This is a genomic window from Vibrio sp. 1978, assembly GCF_033344345.1.
In genome coordinates this window covers 81,537-100,995 of sequence record NZ_JAWPOP010000004.1, presented here as the reverse complement: position 1 = coordinate 100,995, position 19,459 = coordinate 81,537, and the positions used below count along the sequence as shown (strand labels likewise).

The following is a 19,459-nucleotide window of genomic DNA, read 5'->3' as shown; positions in this document are numbered from 1 at the left end:
CGCAGTGGACACACAACAAGAACAAACACTGAGAACAGACATTTATCTCGTTCTATCTGCACTTTTTCGTAGTGCGCCTAGTGATGAAATGCTGGCGTTCCTGAAATCGCTAGAAATTGAACCGTCTGAGAGCGCGATGCAAAAAGCTTGGCTCGCACTGCAACAAGCCGCGAACGAAGCGCAGCGAGAAGCGTTAGAAGAAGAATATCAAGATCTGTTTATTGGCATTGGACGTGGTGAAGTTGTGCCATTCGGATCTTGGCATCGCACTGGCTCGATGATGGAAAAACCGTTAGCGGAAATTCGTCGCGATTTGGATCTTTTAGGCATCGAACGAGAAGAGAACGTGAAAGAGCCTGAAGACCATATTTCTGCACTGTGCGAAGTGATGGCAATGCTGACAGGTGAAGAGGAAGAACTTCAACAAGCGGTGTTTAACAAACACATTGCTCCTTGGTTCCAATCTTTTACGCGCCAACTAGAGAGCGCCGAAAGCGTGAACTTCTACAAGCCAGCTGCACAGCTTTGCGATGCATTTTTAACGTTAGAGCAAGTCCGCTTTAGCGTGAACACCAAAAGCAGTAAGAACAAATTAAAAATTGATGTGAAAAACGTCACTGATTACGAGTAATCGAGCAGTACTTGGTCATATCGATAGAGAGGCATGAGTCTCCAAAGATCTACCGTAAGGTAAGGAAGCAATGATGAAAGATAATAAAGAAATAAACACAAGCCGTAGGGATCTCCTAAAAGGCTTCACAACCGCTGCCGTTGCCGGTGCTGTTGTTGCGGGAACCACGAAAGTGGCCGTTGCTTCAGAAACGGTTGAGCCTTCTGAAAACGACGTGAAGAAGAAAGGGTATCGTGAAACTCAACACATTCGCGATTACTACGACACACTTTAGGAGATAACGGATGAAACTTGTCAAACGCTCCGACAGTGTGAGCAAAGAAACGAACCAGCTTGGCGTATCTCGTCGTGCATTCATGAAAAACACTTCGCTTGCCGCTGGTGGCGCAGTGGTTGGTGCTAGTCTATTCGCACCGGGAATGATGAAAAAAGCGCAAGCAAAATCAGTCGATCCAGAAGCGAAAACAGAAGTAAAACGTACTATCTGTTCTCACTGTTCAGTGGGTTGTGGTATTTACGCAGAAGTTCAAAATGGTGTTTGGACGGGTCAAGAGCCTGCATTCGACCACCCATTTAACGCCGGTGGTCACTGTGCAAAAGGTGCAGCACTGCGTGAACATGGCCACGGTGAGCGCCGTCTTAAATACCCAATGAAGCTTGAAAACGGTAAGTGGAAAAAGCTTTCTTGGGATCAAGCGATCGAAGAAATCGGTAACAAGGTGATGGACATCCGTAAAGAGTCCGGCCCTGATTCGGTTTACTTCTTGGGAAGCGCAAAGCACAGCAACGAACAAGCGTATTTGTTCCGAAAAATGGCATCACTTTGGGGTACGAACAACGTTGACCACCAAGCGCGTATTTGTCACTCAACAACCGTGGCGGGTGTAGCGAATACTTGGGGTTACGGTGCGATGACCAACTCTTTCAATGACATGCACAACTGTAAGTCGATGCTATTCATTGGTTCAAACCCAGCTGAAGCACACCCAGTAGCGATGCAGCACATTCTGATCGCAAAAGAGAAGAACAACTGTAAGATCGTCGTAGCGGATCCTCGTCGTACACGTACGGCAGCAAAATCGGATCACTATGTCTCACTTCGTCCTGGTTCTGACGTAGCATTCATTTGGGGTGTGTTGTGGCACATCTTCGAAAACCAATGGGAAGATAAAGAGTTCATCCGTCAACGTGTATTCGGTATGGATGAGATCCGTGCTGAAGTGGCGAAATGGACGCCAGCAGAAGTTGAGCGCGTAACAGGCGTAAGCGAAGAAGACGTTTACCAAACAGCAAAACTGCTTTCTGAAAATCGCCCGGGCTGTATTGTTTGGTGTATGGGTGGTACTCAGCATACTACTGGTAACAACAACACACGTGCTTACTGTGTGCTTGAGCTAGCGCTTGGAAACATTGGTAAATCAGGCGGCGGTGCAAACATCTTCCGTGGTCACGATAACGTACAAGGCGCAACCGACCTTGGCGTGCTCTCTGACACGCTACCGGGCTACTACGGCCTTTCTGAAGGCGCTTGGCGTCATTGGTCAAAAGTGTGGGAAATCGATTACGAATGGATCAAAGGTCGTTTCGATGACAACGCTTATAGCGGTCAGAAACCAATGCACAGTGCAGGTATTCCTGTATCTCGTTGGGTTGATGGTGTACTGGAAAACAAAGACAACATTCGTCAACGCGAAAACATCCGTGCAATGTTCTACTGGGGACACGCAGTGAACTCTCAAACACGTGGTGTTGAGATGAAAAAAGCGATGCAGAAGTTGGACATGATGGTGATTGTGGACCCATACCCAACGGTTGCTGCGGTAATGAACGACCGTACCGACGGCGTTTACCTGCTTCCTGCAACAACACAGTTTGAAACACACGGCAGCGTTACCGCATCTAACCGCTCTCTACAATGGCGTGATCAGGTGATTGAACCTTTGTTTGAATCAAAACCAGACCACGAAATCATGTACCTGCTTTCGAAGAAACTGGGCTATTCCGATCTTCTGTTCAAAAACATCCGTGTTGAAAACAACCAGCCGGTGATTGAAGACCTAACGCGTGAATTCAACAAAGGCATGTGGACGATTGGTTACACAGGCCAAAGCCCAGAGCGTTTGAAAGCGCACCAACAAAACTGGCATACGTTCCACAAAACCACATTGGAAGCGGAAGGTGGCCCTGTCAACGGTGAAACCTATGGTCTACCTTGGCCATGCTGGGGCACACCAGAAATGAAACACCCAGGTACACACATTCTGTACGATACGTCTAAGACGGTTGCAGAAGGTGGCGGTAACTTCCGTACGCGCTTTGGTGTGGAATTTGAAGGCAAGAGCCTTCTTGCAGAAGACAGTTATTCGAAAGGCTGTGAAATCAAAGACGGTTACCCAGAGTTCACTGACAAGTTGTTGAAACAACTTGGTTGGTGGGACGACTTAACTGCTGAAGAGAAAGTGGCAGCAGAGGGTAAAAACTGGAAGACTGACCTTTCTGGCGGTATTCAGCGTGTCGCGATCAAGCACGGTTGTATTCCATTTGGTAACGCGAAAGCGCGTGCGATTGTTTGGACGTTCCCAGACCGTGTGCCACTGCATCGTGAACCACTTTACACACCACGTCGTGACCTTGTAACGGATTACCCAACTTGGGAAGACAAAGATGCAATCTTCCGTGTTCCTACGTTGTATAAATCCATTCAAGAGCAAGACAAATCGGGCGAGTACCCAATCGTTCTGACTTCTGGCCGTCTGGTTGAATACGAAGGTGGTGGTGAAGAGACGCGTTCAAACCCTTGGCTTGCCGAGCTTCAACAAGAAATGTTTGTTGAAGTGAACCCGAAAGACGCGAACGATCTTGGCTTTAGAGATGGTGATGATGTTTGGGTTGAAGGTGCAGAGAAAGGACGAATCAAGGTGAAAGCGATGGTAACACGTCGTGTGAAACCTGGTTTGGCGTTCATTCCGTTCCACTTTGGCGGTAAGTTCGAAGGTGAAGACCTACGCCCTAAATACCCAGAAGGTACACAACCTTACGTTGTTGGCGAATCGGCTAACACGGCAACCACTTACGGTTACGACCCGGTTACCTTGATGCAGGAAACCAAAGTAACCCTATGTAACATTCGTAAAGCGTAAGGAGTCTGACAATGGCACGAATGAAATTTCTATGTGACACCAAACGCTGTATCGAGTGTAACGGCTGTGTTACTGCATGTAAGAACGAAAACGACGATGCGCTTGAATGGGGCATTCAACGTCGCCGCGTGGTAACACTAAACGACGGTGAAGCTGGTGAAAACTCTATCTCTGTTGCTTGTATGCACTGTACCGATGCACCTTGTATGGCAGTTTGTCCAGCAGACTGTTTCGAACATACCGAAGACGGCATCGTTCTTCACAATAAAGATCTGTGTATCGGTTGTGGTTACTGTTTGTTTGCTTGTCCGTTTGGCGCACCTCAATTTCCTAAACAAGAAGCGTTTGGTGAACGTGGCAAAATGGATAAATGTACTTTCTGCGCGGGCGGCCCAGAAACAGAGCCTGGCTCTGAGGAAGAACGTCAAAAATACGGTGCGAACCGTATCGCAGAAGGCAAGTTACCGATGTGTGCATCGCTTTGTTCAACTAAAGCGCTGCTTGCGGGTGACGCAGAGAAAGTATCTGACATTTTCCGTCAACGTGTGGTAGAACGCGGCGCGAAAAACGCAGGTTGGACAGACGGAAACGATCTTTCTTACGATGCGACGAAAAGCTAAGTAAGGAGAGGTACATGTTAAACACGCTTAAACGTGCATCTTTAGCAATGCTGTCAATGATGACAGCATTGCTGCTGACTTTCGCAATGCCTGCTTCAGCAGAGGAACAATCTTCTAAAGTTATTCAACAGGAGATCACGCAACTCGCCGGGGCAGACTATTGGCGCGAAGTCAGAGAGGGGCAAGAAGGCTACACCACGTCTCAATCGCCAGAACATGGCGTATTGATCAGTAAACCTGGTGAGACTTGGTACATTCTAAAAGAGAAATGGATGTCTCCAGCGGGTGCTGTCGCGATTTTCGGCAGTATTGCAATGGTAATCATGGCTTACGTATTCGTTGGTCCTTTGATGCTTAGCAAGCCGCGTACTGGTAAAAAAATGAAGCGTTGGTCTCGTTTAGACCGCGCGCTTCACTGGAGTATGGCGTTTACATTCTTAACGCTGGCATTCAGTGGTTTGATGCTGGTTTACGGTAAGCACTTCTTAAAACCGTACGTTCCTACTGAGTTCTGGGGCTTTATCGTCATGTTGGCGAAGCAGTACCACAATTACATGGGACCATTGTTCTTCATTTTACTGATGCTCGTGCTCTTTAAATGGTGGCGCAAGTCGATTCCAAACATGACAGATGTTCGTTGGTTTATGAAAATGGGCGGCATGGTTGGTAAACACAAAGGCACACATCCGTCAGCTGGTTTCTCAAACGGTGGTGAGAAGGCAATCTATTGGTTGTTAATCTTCTTTGGTGCTATCGCGGCAGTGAGTGGCTTAGTTCTGGACTTTCCTATCTTTGGCCAAACTCGCCGTGACATGGAGCTTTCTAACTTAGTTCATGCGATTTCGGCGCTGATTCTAATCTGTGGCTTTATCTTCCACATCTATATTGGTCTATTCGGTATGGAAGGTGCGCTAGAAGGCATGGTGACAGGTGAAGTTGATGAAACATGGGCGAAAGAGCATCACGATCTTTGGTATGAGGAAGTGAAGTCCAAAGAAGCGATGGGTGAAACAGATACGGCACAAACGGAAGTAAAAGGAGCGAAAGCGAATGAACAAACCTCATAACGGGATTTGGGTTGCGTACATCCTGAGCTGTCTGACCCCGTTTACGTTTCTGATCTCAGGCGTTATCGCAATTATCTATGCGGGTTACCGATTAGATAAGGGAGAAGACAGCGACGTAGTGATTTCTCATTACTACGGTTTAATTCGCACCTTCTTTCTCTACCTGACGTTTTTTGTTGTGTTGATCGTCACCGTCGCGACTTCTAACGGTGTACTCGTTGGCGTGAGTGATTATTGGTTGCATAGTACTTTGCTTGAAACCATCGCTTACTTTATTCCTTGGGTAGGGATGGTGTTTGCTGCATTAGCCATCTTGGTGTGGTTTATGCGAATGTTTCAAGGGATGCAGCAACTGCTCAATAACCAACCACACAGACCATCGACAGGTCCAAACCTTTAATCAGTATTCTTTAAGCAAAACCGCCGTAATAGGCGGTTTTTTTGTTGCTGTTTTGTCTCAAATATGAAGCGTTGAGTCGCAGTGGTGATACTTGATGCAACTTATTGAGTGAATTTACGTAACTGGGCAGAAAATCATAGTTAAGTAAGAAACATGTAAAAAAATCGCGTCACGATGAGACATTAGTCTCACTCACGCTATTGTTCATTTACTCAGGATTCATCGTCCCGTTAAAGTACGCTGCGCTCAGAAATTCAAAGAGTTGCATACGTGAAAATTGCCATCAATACATTCAGTCTACGCATACAGAGGAATCTCTATCGGAGGATGTTTGATTAAGGCATCTTGCTCTCACAAATAAAAAGAGCGAAACGAGCATTAAATGATGCGGCAAGGTAAGAAAAGGACAAACACGTTACGGCTATGATCCCTCAATTCGTCATTCCTATCACGAATCGCTTTGGCGAAAGTTATCACTTCTCTGGTCAGTTACTTACTAGCGGCGAACCTAAAACATTCGTGACCAAACAAGAGGCAATAGAGTTTCTTGAGAGCTTTGGTGAGCTTGACCTTCGCTATGTCGAGGATTTGTTCTATGCGATTGGTCAATTCAAGCCAAACATACCTGACGGTGAGCTTACTTCCCAACACTATAATTCAACGTTTGCCAATGCTTTGGTGAACGGTGACTTGCATGTCGCTCGAATTGTACCTACCGGCGAAAACTACGCACTCTCGTCGGCGGTTACGCCTCCACCGACTCAAAATACCGTCAATTCAAAACCATCGAAGGGAAAGGGGAAGTCGAATAAAAAGAGTGGCAGAAGTGCCGCATCCGCCAAGCCTCAGCAACAAAGCAGCGAAAAACATGAGAAAGCCGGTGATCCTGTATCACTTGTGACGGGTGAAGAAATTCTCGAACTCTATGATATCGAGCTACAACAAGGTACTACTTGGCAGCGTACTTACCGCTCTTCGCAGTCGGATGTAAATCATGGAATGGGCTTTGGTTGGCGACATGCATTTCAGTTTGAATTACGCGAAAAGACGAACGAGAAAGACAATGTTATCGCTTGGGAGTTTGTTGACGATAAGGCCGATATCACAGAATTTGAGCCAGTAGATATTGGAGCAACAAGTTATCAAATATACGCTGGTGCGAGCTGTTATTTCCTGAGCTCAACAACTCGGATTGTAACGCTCGCTAATGGGCATCAATATCGGTTTGAGCAAAAAGATGATCGCTGGCTTGTTAAACAAGTTAGAAATGGCACGTTTTCAACGTTTCAATTGCAGTATTCTCGAAACCATCGATTGATCGAGATCGCATATAACAAGCGTCCGGTTCTTGAATGTCAATATGATAAGCAAGGACGCCTTGTAGAACTGCTTAATGCAAAGTCCCAAAAAGTTCTGAAAACTTATACCTATGATGAGCACGATGATTTGGTCAGTGCAACTAATCATTTAGGCTTAAAGGAACAGTATCAATACCGCGGCCATTTAATTGTTAAACGTGTACGACCAACTGGCTTTACTCATTATTTTGAATGGGATGGCGAAGGTGCAAAAGCGAAATGCATCAGAAACGTTGGGGACGCAGGAATTTATGACTATCGCTTCCATTATCAAGGAAATCACTCTTCTTATTCTGACTCGTTAGATCATCAATGGTCTTTCTTGCATGACGAGCAGGGTAACTTACTCGAGAAAATAAGCCCCACAGGTAGAACTTGGCGATGGCAATATGATGAATTAGGGCGAAAAGCGCAAGCTATCTATCCTGATCAGTCAACGGTCAATTATCAATATAATCAGCATGGTCAATTAGTTTCTAAGTTTCATTCCTCTGGCAAAGAAATTCAATATGGTTATGACGGCTTAGGTAAGTTAGTTAAAACGGTTTCACCTGACGGGGATATCGAGAAGGCTTACTACAATAGCCTCGGTCAAAGAGTTTGGGATACCGATCAGTTCGGCTGTGTCACGGAATATGATTACGATAAACACGGTCAAGTCGTCAAAAAAGAGTCTGAAGATGGTAAGAAAAGTCAGTGGTGGTGGGATGAACAACAAAGACTTATCGCGAATGAAATAGACGGTACATTACTTCGTTATAGCTACAATGAAGAAGATTTAGTGAATGGCGTTGCTTATCCCGATGGGTGTATTGCTCAACTCGCTTATGATCAATTTGGCAGGCGTACATCAGTTCGTTATTTTAACGACGAAGACAAAGTCGGTTATAGCGAAGAATATTCTTACGATGAGCACAGCCGTGTTGCTCAGATTCGAACGCCAGCAGGCATTACCTCGTATCAATGGGGAGCACTCGCGCAACAAGAAGCAGTCATCTTTCCCGATGGCAGCCATATTTCTTACGAATACGATCAACAACGTAACCTGACTAAATTAGTTCGGAGTGACGGCTTAGAATTCGAATTCCTGTATGACGATGAAGGCCAGCTGTCAGGAACTGTCGGGTTTGATAATCTACAAAGCCAATTTGATTATGATCATATGGGGCGAATCCATCGTAAGCAAGTCGCAGATAGGACGGTGCTGTATCGCTATGACGCTGCGGGTTATCTCAAGCACGTCAAAGCAGGAAATGGTAGCAGTATTGTAGAGAACCACTTCAATTATACGCTTGGTGGGCGACTTACTTTCGCATCCAATCGCCATCACACATTGCAATACCAATACTCTTCATTCGGGCATTTAACAAAGCGCATTCAAGGCCAGTTTGAGATAGCGCAGGAGTTTAACAGAGTTGGCCAACGCGTATCTCAGGTACTGCCAGATAATACGGAGCTGAACTTCTCTTATGATCGATATGGGCGTTTTTCAGCGATTCGGTTTGGAAACCTAGATTTACCTCAAATCAAATTTCATTACGATGAAATGGGACGAGTTTCCCAAATTGAAACGGCACATTTTAATGAGCGCATCATTTATGATGGTGTTGGTCGTTTGGTCGAACAACATTGGCCGGATAGAGAGAAAAAGTACGTTTACAATGCGCAAAACCGTATTTCATCAATCATTAATAATATGGCAGGAGCAACGCACTATCAGTACGATACCTTAGGGCAACTGAAACGAGTCAATGCTTCCGGAGAAGTGACTAAGTTTGAATACGATAGTTTTGGCAATCCTACTTTGCCATCTTCAGAGGTATTCGCTGATCGTATTGAAGTACACGATGATGTCCGGTTCAAATATGACGCGCAAGGAAACCAGACAAAACGTGAAGGGCAAGGACACGTTCAGACTCGCGTATTTGATGCGTTAAATCAGCTCATTGAAGTTCACACCGACGATGGTATCAGTCAATATGAATATGATGCATTAGGGCGCAGAACGAAGAAAATTACACAACAAGGCGTTACAGAGTTCCTGTGGGAAGGTGAACGTTTAATTGGTGAACGTTCTTCAGGTGCTTTCCGTTGGTACCTATATCAACCAGAAACCTACACGCCAGTGGCACTGCTAGAAAATGACGTTATTTATTGGTACCAGTGCGATCAAGTTGGTAAACCAGAGCGACTGATCGATTGCGAAGGGAATGTTGTATGGAGTGCCAGCTACGATGCTCACGGCTTTGCTCATGTACATATTGAAAAAGTAGTAAATCCATTGCGTTTTCAAGGACAGTATTTCGATCAAGAAACCAACTTACATTACAACCTCGCTCGGTATTACGACCCTAAGCTAGGACGTTTTATCCAACAAGATCCGATATCTATTGCTGGTGGTATTAATCATTACCAATATGCAGTCAACCCTATCCAATGGATTGACCCAACAGGTTTCCTATGTGAAGAAGGGCTAAAACGCTTGGGTCAAATGTTGGCAGAGTATCAGGCGCAAAGCGATGTTCCCCAAGAGGTTTGCGATCAGATTTTAGAAGCAGCAAAAGAGTCATCCGTCGGAGAAGATGGCGTTCGCTCGCAAGTCAAAATCCGCAAACCCAAAGGTAAAAATCATATTCGATATGAATACGATTTAGACCATATTGATTGCGAGAGAAACGAGATTACTTTTTACCGTCATATCAATCACTCAGATGGCACCAGACACGAAGTGCAGTATGTTGTTGGGATTGAGGAGTTTGTAAATGCGCATGTTTTTGACTCAGAGAAAGTTGGTGGAGAGGAAGGTTGTACGATCTTCACTGAAGATCTTGTGCTGAATAAAGCAGAGTATAAAGAAAACTCTGAACTCAATACGAGTGATTATGAGCTAACAGAAAGAAACAAAGCAAAAATTGACGAATGCTTGAAAGAGCGTCAAGAGGCAATGGACGCTCGAACTGGCGAAGAGGGATATAACGCTCAAATTGGCAATATTAACCAACAGTCCGCAAAAATTGGTGAGTTAGCCGCGGATGACTTTGTCCGGAGTAAACGTCCTAATGCTAAGCTGCTTCATCCCAAAGATATTGGAACCTCAATTTCGAAGCCGGGCGATTTTGATATGGTTTACGAGGTGGAAGAGCCGCCACCAGGTGAAATTATAATTGTTGAGGCCAAAGGGGGTAGCAGCCCGCTGGGCAGCCGTAAGATTGGAAACGAGGCGTATCAGCAAGGGACAAGTAAATATACGGCGGAAATAGTTAAGCTAATGTCGAAAAATTTAGAAGGAACAACAGAAAAAGTAGCTGCCGACGAAATTCAATACGCCGCTTTATCCGGTAGACCTATTCGATATATACATACGCAAGCAAGCATCCCTGAAAGTGGAAAGGCCTCGGACTTAAAGCTAGAAGTGGCAGAGTTTAAAATTAATTCCAAAGGATTAAAGTAAAAATGCAAAGTAATGAATCGAGCAAGGTTGTAGAACGCAAAGCAAATCCTGAACTTGACACACAAGCAATTGTGAGTAAAAAAAAATTTATAAATAGAGTCCTAGATAACAGAAAAGAAGGTCTTAAAGTCAGGCGGGAAAACCTAGTCAGTCTTGGTGATTTTGCCATCGACCAGGTTCGCTGGTATACATGGTTTCAAACCTCACATGAAGACGAACAAATTTGTACATTACGCCTTTATGAAACTTCATTAATGGGGGCTTGTTATCATCGGCTGGCTATGTTTCCTAATGAGCCATTAACTGTTCAGATACTAGATTATCCAGAAGTAACATGGGATGGTGAAGGTATCTTAGAAATGGGCTTCATTTGTCCTTCAATGTGGCTGGATGCTTATTTTATATCGGCAATTGTGCGTGACAGGCCAAGTATGGATGTATTGGCGAACTTTCCCATTTCTCTGATGAAACAAAGTGCCACTAGGGCGGGTAAGTTGTCTTATATGCTAGTAGATGTCATCCAGTCGTTCCATAACCGCACATCGGACTACCCTGATAAACTGGTGGCCGCGATGGACGCGGCAGTTGCTCAGGGTGATAATTGGGCGTTAGAAATCGCCATGGGTATTTTGGAAACTTTTGCTGCCCTGACAACTGACATCGGTTATGACTTTGAAGAAGTACTTATTAAGAACCTTCAGTTCCAAGAGAAATACCAAATGAGGCTCGATAAGTCAGAGGACTTGATTTCTATAGAAACTTTCATCTCTTTCCCTCTGCTTGGCATGGCTTGCATGTGGTATGACAAAGGTAACCGTTTATCTGTTGAAACTGGTTGGCTCCCTCCCTATCTTGTCGAAGGACGTTGGTTAGAAGAAGTAAAAGCAGGGAAGATCACTCGATAAACTCCTTTAGTTAGCAATTCCGTATATAAGCCACCTCTCATGGGGTGGCTTTTACGTTTATCGTATAAAGTTTGCTGTTTGTTGAGCTATATGGTGCGCATTATGTTGGTGCACTAAAACCACATTGGTGCATTTATTAGCATGTTAAACACCATTTCAAGAATACCTAATTTTATTAAAGTTCATACAAAACAATAAATTAAAGCGTAAGTGTTAGAAATATAAATTATGGAATGAGAATTGCTCTGTTAGACGCTCTATAAATCAAGTTCACCAAATTGGTGATGAGCCTAACTTTGATGCACAGGATAAGTGCGCTACAGATCAATGGAGACAATTATAATGAGTGTAACTGCCAATCAGGTACACGGCGCTGTACAAACTCTCACGCAAAGTTCCGACACACTTTTCTTACTACTTGGCGCAATCATGGTTTTTTTGATGCATGCTGGTTTCGCTTTTCTTGAAGTAGGAACCGTGCGCCAAAAGAACCAAGTTAATGCTTTAGTTAAGATATTGGTTGATTTCGGTATATCCGCCATCGCGTATTTTTTTATTGGATACTGGGTCGCTTATGGCGGCACCTTCTTTGCTGATGCTGAGACATTATCTCAAGGCAATGGTTACGAGTTAGTGAAGTTCTTTTTCTTGCTGACCTTCGCTGCAGCGATTCCCGCTATTGTTTCAGGTGGTATCGCAGAACGAGCTCGTTTTTATCCGATTCTAATCGCAACATTTTTCACTGTCGGCATCGTATACCCGTTATTTGAGGGAATGATCTGGAACGGAAACTTTGGTGTTCAAGCTTGGTTTGAAAATACCTTTGGTTATGGCTTCCACGATTTTGCAGGTTCAGTCGTTGTACATGGTGTTGGCGGCTGGATAGCGCTTGTTGCCGTCGTGTTTTTGGGCATGAGAAAAGGCAGAGTTCGAGCAGGAAAGCACACCAACTTTGCACCTTCGAATATTCCTTTTTTGGCCTTGGGAGCTTGGATCTTATGTGTGGGGTGGTTTGGCTTCAACGTCATGTCAGCTCAAACTGTGTCAGGCATAAGTGGCTTGGTGGCTATGAACTCATTGATGGCAATGGTCGGAGGCATTGTTGCGTCATTGTTGGCTAGTAAGAATGACCCTGGCTTTATTCATAACGGCCCACTGGCTGGCTTAGTTGCTGTATGTGCGGGCTCAGACTTAATGCATCCTATCGGTGCTTTAGTGACAGGTGCGATTGCTGGCGTGCTATTTGTTTATCTTTTTACCCACCTACAAAACAAAACCAAGATTGATGATGTGCTGGGTGTCTGGCCTTTACACGGTGTATGTGGCGCTTGGGGTGGTATTGCTGCGGGGATCTTTGGCCAAAGCTCGTTGGGTGGGCTAGGGGGCGTGAGCATTATCGTTCAGTTTCTAGGAACGCTTTTGGGCATTTCCATCGCTGTGCTTGGGGCACTTGCAGTCTACGGCGCGATTAATACCAGTATGGGACTAAGGCTTTCAGAAGAAGACGAATTCAATGGCGCTGACCTAGCCATTCATAAAATATCTTCGACCAACGAGGATTGAGGCCAATATGGGAGCGGCATAAAGCCGCTCTTTTAGCAATTGCCTTTCTTGGCTTGGCCTGGAGGACAGAAATTACCATTACCTCGATGGTCATCATCATTGGAGCTGACTCTTACCTTTACATCATCGACTTCGCCTTCAACATTGGTAAGTTGACAGCCTGCCAAAGTCATAAGCAATATAAACGCTAGAGATACTTGTCTCATTGCTGTTCCTCTTAAATTGTAATTCTAATAGTGACCATTACGACTATGGTCTAATCCATATTACTACTGTTGCTATTCTTTCAGTGTTAAGCTAATGAAAAAACAGCAAGGATGAGTTATGAATTTCCCTTATAGAAATATTGTAGTACTTACTGGTGCAGGTATCTCGGCCGAATCTGGTATTCAAACATTTCGTGCGCAAGATGGCCTATGGGAGAATCACCGTATCGAAGATGTAGCAACGCCTGAAGGGTTTGCTCGCGATCCGGACCTTGTTCAAGATTTTTACAACCAACGCCGCAAGAAACTTCAAGATAATGCGATAAAGCCTAATGCAGCGCATGAAGCATTGGGTCGTTTAGAGGCTGAGTTAGAAGGTAAAGTGACGGTCATCACTCAAAATATAGACAACCTTCACGAAAGAGGAGGCAGTCAGAATGTGATTCACATGCATGGTGAGTTGCTCAAGGCCCGCTGTAGTGAATCTAACCAAGTAGTAGAGCACAATGAGGACATTAAGACCGGCGAGCTTTGTCATTGTTGTCAGATCCCTTCACAAATGCGACCACATATTGTTTGGTTTGGTGAAATGCCACTGCGAATGGGTGATATCTACGCGTCATTAGAAGAAGCAGATTTGTTTATTTCGATTGGGACTTCTGGCGTTGTGTATCCCGCAGCAGGTTTTGTTCATGATGCAAAAATGCACGGCGCACATACCATTGAAATTAACCTAGAACCTAGTGCGGTAGAAAGTGAATTTGAGGAAAAACGCTACGGAAAAGCAAGCGTTGAGGTTCCAAAATTAGTTGACGAGATACTGGCTCTAGAAGGAAAAGAAAGAGCGTAATAACTTCAACAGGAAGAGTTTTTGTCTTGTCATTAAGAGCAAAAAAGCGGCTCATGAGCCGCTTTTTCATATCTTTAAAACTAACGAATTAGTTGTTCACTTTTAGCTTTTGGAAGTACTCATCGTACATTACGCTCGCTTCGCCAACTTCATCTTGCCAAGTACCGCTGTCCATCACTTCTTGTGGTGGGAAGATGCTTGGATCATTAGCAAATTCTTTCGGTAGCAGATCGTGTGCCGTTTTAACTGGAGTAGGGTAACCAATCTCTAGTGCGATTTTAGCTGCATTCTCAGGACGTAGTAGGAAATCGATCATCTTATGAGCGGCGTCAACGTTCTTTGCGCCAGTTGGAATTGCTAGGCTGTCCATCCAGAAGATAGTGCCTTTTTCTGGCCAGATGATGTCGATGTTCGCGCCTTCTTGACGAGCCATGTATGCAGAACCGTTCCAAAGCATGCCTAGTGAAACTTCACCCGCAAGGTAAGGGTTTGCAGGAAAGTCTGAGTTAAATACTAATACGTTTGGCATTAGCTTTTTCAGTTCTTCGTAAGCGGCTTTGATTTCTTCTGGGTTAGTCGTGTTTGGTGAGTAACCAAGCTTAGTCAATGCAATGTGGAATACTTCGCGAGAATCATCCATCAGCATTAGTTGACCTTCCCACTTGCTATCCCAGAAATCATCCCATTTAGAAACCGATGACTTGTCTAGCATGTCAGCATTGATACCAATACCGGTCGCCCCCCAAATGTATGGGATAGAGTAGTTGTTGTTCGGATCGAACGGTTTGTTTAGGAAGTTAGTATCAAGATCGGCAAAATGAGATAATTTCTCTTTGTCGATCTGTTGTAGCATGCCTTCTTTACGCATTTTAGAGACGAAATAGGTAGACGGTACTACCAAGTCGTAACCAGAACCTTGAGTTTTTAGTTTTGCATACATACTCTCGTTAGATTCGTATGTAGAGTAAATAACTTTGATTCCAGTTTCTTTTGTAAAGTCTTCAAGAACTTCGTTTGGAATGTATTCCGACCAGTTGTAGAAATACAGTTCTTGATCAGCAGCCATTGCAGGGGTAGCGATGAGCGTCGCTGCACATAGAGCGCTTGCGTAGAATTTACTTTTCATTTGTTTTCCGTTTTGTTTCGCGATTGGACAAGTCAATACTAGTTGGAGTTATCAATTTGAGCCAAATCGCAGTAAGCACAAATATGTTCATTTAGCTTGAATATCGTTGTCTCCTTGTTATGAGACGATAAATCTATGATACCAAGACAAATAAACCTAGCAACGCGCGATTATATCAGCCTAAGACAAAAATAGGCAGCGTATTGCTGCCTATTTTCCTATGGTTGATGACTTGTTACACAAGCTAGATTATTGTCCCGCTTTCAGCTTGAGGAAATAATCTTCGTACTTAACGGTTAGATCACCAACCGCATCTTGCCATTCAACGCGGTCAAGGTCTTCTTGAGAAGGGAACAGTGGGGCAACGTCTTTAAACTTAGCATTCGATTCTTCCACCGCCGTTAGGTAGCCAGTATCACGAGAGATTTGCTCTGCGATTTCTGGGCGCAGTAGGAAGTCAATCATCTTGTGAGCGGCTTCTACGTTCTTCGCACCGGAAGAGATAGCGAAGTTATCAACCCAGCCGATACCGCCTTCTTTAGGAAAAACGAGTTTAAGGTTCAGGCCTTCACTTTGTGCCGCTGCGGCGCTACCGTTCCAAAGCATACCAACGCCCACTTCACCAGACATGTAAGGTGCGCCAGGGTTGTCAGAGTTGAAAACTAAAACGTTAGGCATCAACTTTTGTAGCTCAGCGTACGCTTCATCGATTTGCTTAAGGTCTTTTGAGTTACCTGAGTAGCCAAGTTTACGCAGAGCGATATGGAACACTTCACGAGTGTCGTCCATCAACATTACTTGACCTTCAAGCTCAGGCTTCCATAGGTCAGCCCAGCTTTGGAAGTCGTTTGGATCGTACATATCTGCGTTAACCGCTAGGCCTGTAATCGCAACAACGTGTGGGATAGAGTAGTCGTTACTTGGATCGTAAGGCTTGTCTAGGTAGTTTTTATCTAGGTTGCCGAAGTTTTTCAGCTTAGTCTTATCGATCTTTTGTAGCATGCCTTCGTCACGCATCTTCGCCACGAAGTACGTTGAAGGTACTACTAGGTCATAACCTTGGTTATGGGTTTTTAGCTTTGCATACAAAGTTTCGTTCGACTCGTAAGTCGAGTAGATCACTTTGATGCCAGTTTCTTTAGTAAATTGCTCTAGGATATTACTGTTGATGTAAGGACCCCAGTTCATAAATACTAGTTCTTTATCATCCGCTGTCGCTGTACCAGAGAACAGAGAAAGCGCACATGCACTACCAGCTAATAGAGTAGCCCATTTTTTCATTGACGTTAGCTCCAAACCAAACGTTGTCCAATTTTGGACGATAGATAGAAAAACAGAATGGCATGTAACCATTCTGTTTCGTGATGTTAACAGGTGCGGATTCTACTTCACTTTTTCTCTTGCTAGCAACTGAGAAATTACTACCAAGACCAAAGAAACAATCAACATCACCGTTGCTAGGGCGTTCACTTCCGGTGAAATGCCCACCTTAACCATGGAGTAAATCTTCAATGGTAAGATTTCGTATGTTGGACCCGTTACAAACGAGCTGATGATCACATCGTCCAAAGACAGGGTAAAGCTCAGTAGCCAACCTGCAGCAACCGCTGGTTTAGCAAGAGGAAGGATGATCTGTTTCAAGATTACCCATTCGCTTGCACCAAGGTCTTTTGCAGCTTCCAACATTTTCACATCAAAGCCATTTAAGCGGCTGTACACTGTTACCACAACGAATGGTAGACAGAAGGTGATGTGAGCAATCAATAGAGTAAAGAAGCCAAGCTGCGCGCCTAATACTAGGAACAGAGCAAGCAATGAAATCGCCATAACAATATCTGGAGACATCATCACGACAAACAGCATGCCGTTTACCGCACCTTTACCTTTGAACGAGTAACGGAATAGGGCAACGGCCGTTAAGCTACCAATGATGGTTGCTGCTGTCGCTGAGAATACCGCTACGTTCAATGAATGCCATGCAGCTTGCATTAGGCTGTCGTTATTTACTAAGGTTTCGTACCATTTCGTGGTGAAACCACCCCATTTCATACCAAATTTGTTGGCATTAAATGAGTTAACAATTAAGACGATGATTGGCAGATACAAAAATGCATACACCAGCGCCATAAAGCTAAATCTAACTGTGCGTCCCATTAGTCTAGCTCCACTTTCTTATTCAATAGTTTGCCTGCTCTGTAGTAAGCGTAAAGCATCACAGCCATTGCGAAGGTGAGGGCGATACTGGTCGCAGCACCAAATGGCCAGTCACGAGCGTTCAATACTTGGCTCTTAATAACGTTACCAATCAGTAGGTTCTTCGCACCACCAAGAAGGTCAGAGATGTAGAACATACCTAGTGCTGGTAGCAGAACCAACAAACAACCACCGATAATGCCAGGCATTGTAAGAGGTAGAATCACTTTCGTAATGGTTTGGAACTTGTTCGCACCAAGATCTTTCGCCGCCTCGATATAAGTGTTGTCCAACTTCTCGATTGCCGAGTAAAGCGGCAGAATCATAAATGGAAGCAGGATGTACACAAGACCAATCATTACTGCTGTTTCGGTGTACATAATACGTAATGGCTTATCGATGATTTCCATCGCCATTAATGATTTGTTCAAAATACCTTGTGTACCCAGAACAATCTTCAGGCCGTAAGTACGGATAAGAGAGTTTGTCCAAAAAGGTACGATAACTAAGAACAACATGAATGGGCGCCATTTCTCTGGCATTTTCGCTATGATGTAAGCAAATGGGTAACCAATTACTAAACACAACAACGTCGCCACAATCGCCATGTAGAACGAGTGCATCAGCACTTTCGCATACAAGGGGTCGAGTAGACGTAAGTAGTTGTCGAAAGTAAATGTCATTTCGATTAAGTTTGCTTCATCACGCGTTAAGAAACTCGTACCGATAATCATCACATTTGGTACCAACACGAAAAGTGTTAACCAACCGACGATTAAGGTAATGATCGCGTTTTGAAGATTAATCTTCTTGCTTATCATTGAGGACTACCTCCCAACTCTCAACCCAAGTGATAGCGACTTTCTGGCCAAGTGAGTGGTCCACATCAGGATCATCTTCGTTAAAGAATTCGCTAACCATTACACGCATGCCTGAATCCAATTGGATAACGGAATCAAGCGTCATACCTTTATAGGTACGCTCTGTTACGTGACCTACGATGCCTTTTTCTTCAGACTCTTTGATCTCTTCGATACGTAAGTCTTCTGGGCGAAGTAGTACTTGCAGTTTTTCACCTGCTTGCGCTTCCTGATCGTAGTAAACAACAGACTCGACACCTTCGATTTCTGCACGGATACGTTTCTCGTCGATACGCTCTAGCATGGTTGCGTTGAATACGTTGATCTCACCGATAAAGCGAGCAACAAATAGGTTCTTCGGCTCTTCGTAAATCTCACGTGGAGAACCATCCTGCTCGATAACACCGTCGCGCATAACAATAATGCGGTCAGACATCGATAGGGCCTCTTCCTGATCGTGCGTAACGAAGATAAAGGTAATACCAAGTTGACGCTGAAGCTGTTTAAGCTCGATTTGCATTTGCTTACGCAGTTTGTAATCAAGTGCAGATAGAGATTCATCTAGCAGCAGTACTTTTGGTTTGTTAACAACCGCACGCGCAATGGCGATACGTTGTTGCTGACCGCCAGAAAGCTGATGAGGCTTACGCTGAGCCATTTTTTCTAGGCGCACCATGCGTAGCGCTTCCATTACTCGTGGTTCAATGTCCGCAGTAGGCGTTTTCTGCATACGAAGACCAAAAGCGACATTCTCATATACGGTCATGTGTGGAAACAATGCGTAACTTTGAAATACCGTGTTGACGTGCCTTTGCTCTGCAGGAACCTGTGTTACATCCTGGTCATCCAAAATAATTTGACCGTTATCTGCCGTTTCAAAACCTGCAATCATGCGTAAAACTGTTGTCTTACCACAACCAGAAGGCCCGAGAATCGTCAGAAATTCACCATGATTAACATCCAGATTTAAATTACCGATGATTTCCTTACCATCGAAACTTTTACTAATACCAGATAAACGAATAACTGGCTTTCCTGCTTGCGGTTTTGCGTTCAACGTCTGTATTTCCCCCACGTTCAAGCCGGGAT

General features: G+C 44.4%; 16 protein-coding genes. 10 read left to right on the top strand and 6 right to left on the bottom strand.

Annotated elements, in window-relative coordinates; genetic code table 11:
• The first annotated feature begins 4 nt into the window (after positions 1–4).
• The 9 genes from R8N49_RS05705 to R8N49_RS05665 all read left to right on the top strand — a co-directional run bounded on the left by R8N49_RS05705 (position 5) and on the right by R8N49_RS05665 (position 13,135).
• The gene (locus R8N49_RS05705; RefSeq protein WP_017820684.1) at positions 5–631 is read left to right on the top strand and encodes a molecular chaperone; all 627 of its coding nucleotides are present in this window, start codon (positions 5–7) and stop codon (positions 629–631) included.
• Positions 632–704: 73 nt separating this feature from the next.
• Entirely contained in the window at positions 705–905 is a 201-nt protein-coding gene (locus tag R8N49_RS05700; protein WP_005377542.1) for a twin-arginine translocation signal domain-containing protein, read from the top strand.
• 10 nt (positions 906–915) lie between these two features.
• Positions 916–3,771 (top strand): formate dehydrogenase subunit alpha, encoded by a 2,856-nt coding sequence (locus R8N49_RS05695; RefSeq protein WP_005377539.1) that lies wholly within the window; start codon positions 916–918, stop codon positions 3,769–3,771.
• A gap of 11 nt (positions 3,772–3,782) precedes the next feature.
• Positions 3,783–4,391, top strand: coding sequence for a formate dehydrogenase FDH3 subunit beta (gene fdh3B / locus R8N49_RS05690; RefSeq protein WP_005377536.1), 609 nt, complete (start codon positions 3,783–3,785; stop codon positions 4,389–4,391).
• Positions 4,392–4,405: 14 nt separating this feature from the next.
• Positions 4,406–5,458 carry a formate dehydrogenase subunit gamma gene (locus R8N49_RS05685; protein ID WP_005377534.1) on the top strand — a complete coding sequence of 351 codons (1,053 nt, stop codon included), beginning with the start codon at positions 4,406–4,408 and terminating at the stop codon, positions 5,456–5,458.
• Positions 5,442–5,858 carry a membrane protein gene (locus R8N49_RS05680; protein WP_005377532.1) on the top strand — a complete coding sequence of 139 codons (417 nt, stop codon included), beginning with the start codon at positions 5,442–5,444 and terminating at the stop codon, positions 5,856–5,858. Before R8N49_RS05685 ends, R8N49_RS05680 begins: the two co-directional genes overlap by 17 nt.
• A gap of 423 nt (positions 5,859–6,281) precedes the next feature.
• Positions 6,282–10,667: an RHS repeat-associated core domain-containing protein gene (locus R8N49_RS05675; protein WP_318189876.1), complete on the top strand. Its 4,386-nt coding sequence runs from the start codon at positions 6,282–6,284 to the stop codon at positions 10,665–10,667.
• Between the two features lie 2 nt (positions 10,668–10,669).
• The gene (locus R8N49_RS05670) at positions 10,670–11,572 is read left to right on the top strand and encodes an immunity 49 family protein (RefSeq protein ID WP_042522968.1); all 903 of its coding nucleotides are present in this window, start codon (positions 10,670–10,672) and stop codon (positions 11,570–11,572) included.
• A gap of 342 nt (positions 11,573–11,914) precedes the next feature.
• A complete protein-coding gene (locus R8N49_RS05665) occupies positions 11,915–13,135 on the top strand; it encodes an ammonium transporter (RefSeq protein ID WP_033905297.1) in 1,221 nt (406 codons plus the stop codon).
• Between the two features lie 32 nt (positions 13,136–13,167).
• Here R8N49_RS05665 and R8N49_RS05660 read toward each other — a convergent pair whose 3' ends face one another.
• The gene (locus R8N49_RS05660; RefSeq protein ID WP_169628679.1) at positions 13,168–13,341 is read right to left on the bottom strand and encodes a hypothetical protein; all 174 of its coding nucleotides are present in this window, start codon (positions 13,339–13,341) and stop codon (positions 13,168–13,170) included.
• Between the two features lie 118 nt (positions 13,342–13,459).
• On the opposite strand from R8N49_RS05660, the gene cobB reads away from it, so the two are divergent.
• Entirely contained in the window at positions 13,460–14,191 is a 732-nt protein-coding gene (gene cobB, locus R8N49_RS05655) for a Sir2 family NAD+-dependent deacetylase (protein WP_005377522.1), read from the top strand.
• An 88-nt stretch (positions 14,192–14,279) separates the two neighbouring features.
• Here cobB and R8N49_RS05650 read toward each other — a convergent pair whose 3' ends face one another.
• The 5 genes from R8N49_RS05650 to potA form a co-directional block, all read right to left on the bottom strand.
• On the bottom strand, positions 14,280–15,317 hold the full coding sequence (locus R8N49_RS05650) for an extracellular solute-binding protein (protein ID WP_033905298.1): 1,038 nt from the start codon (positions 15,315–15,317) through the stop codon (positions 14,280–14,282).
• Between the two features lie 249 nt (positions 15,318–15,566).
• Complete coding sequence (locus R8N49_RS05645) at positions 15,567–16,598, bottom strand: extracellular solute-binding protein (RefSeq protein ID WP_186584256.1); 1,032 nt, start codon at positions 16,596–16,598, stop codon at positions 15,567–15,569.
• Positions 16,599–16,700: 102 nt separating this feature from the next.
• Positions 16,701–17,471: a spermidine/putrescine ABC transporter permease PotC gene (potC, locus tag R8N49_RS05640; protein WP_005389180.1), complete on the bottom strand. Its 771-nt coding sequence runs from the start codon at positions 17,469–17,471 to the stop codon at positions 16,701–16,703.
• The gene (gene potB, locus R8N49_RS05635; RefSeq protein WP_005377512.1) at positions 17,471–18,331 is read right to left on the bottom strand and encodes a spermidine/putrescine ABC transporter permease PotB; all 861 of its coding nucleotides are present in this window, start codon (positions 18,329–18,331) and stop codon (positions 17,471–17,473) included. Before potB ends, potC begins: the two co-directional genes overlap by 1 nt.
• Complete coding sequence (gene potA / locus R8N49_RS05630; RefSeq protein ID WP_017634901.1) at positions 18,312–19,427, bottom strand: spermidine/putrescine ABC transporter ATP-binding protein PotA; 1,116 nt, start codon at positions 19,425–19,427, stop codon at positions 18,312–18,314. The genes potB and potA overlap by 20 nt, the downstream gene beginning before the upstream one ends.
• Positions 19,428–19,459 lie beyond the last annotated feature (32 nt).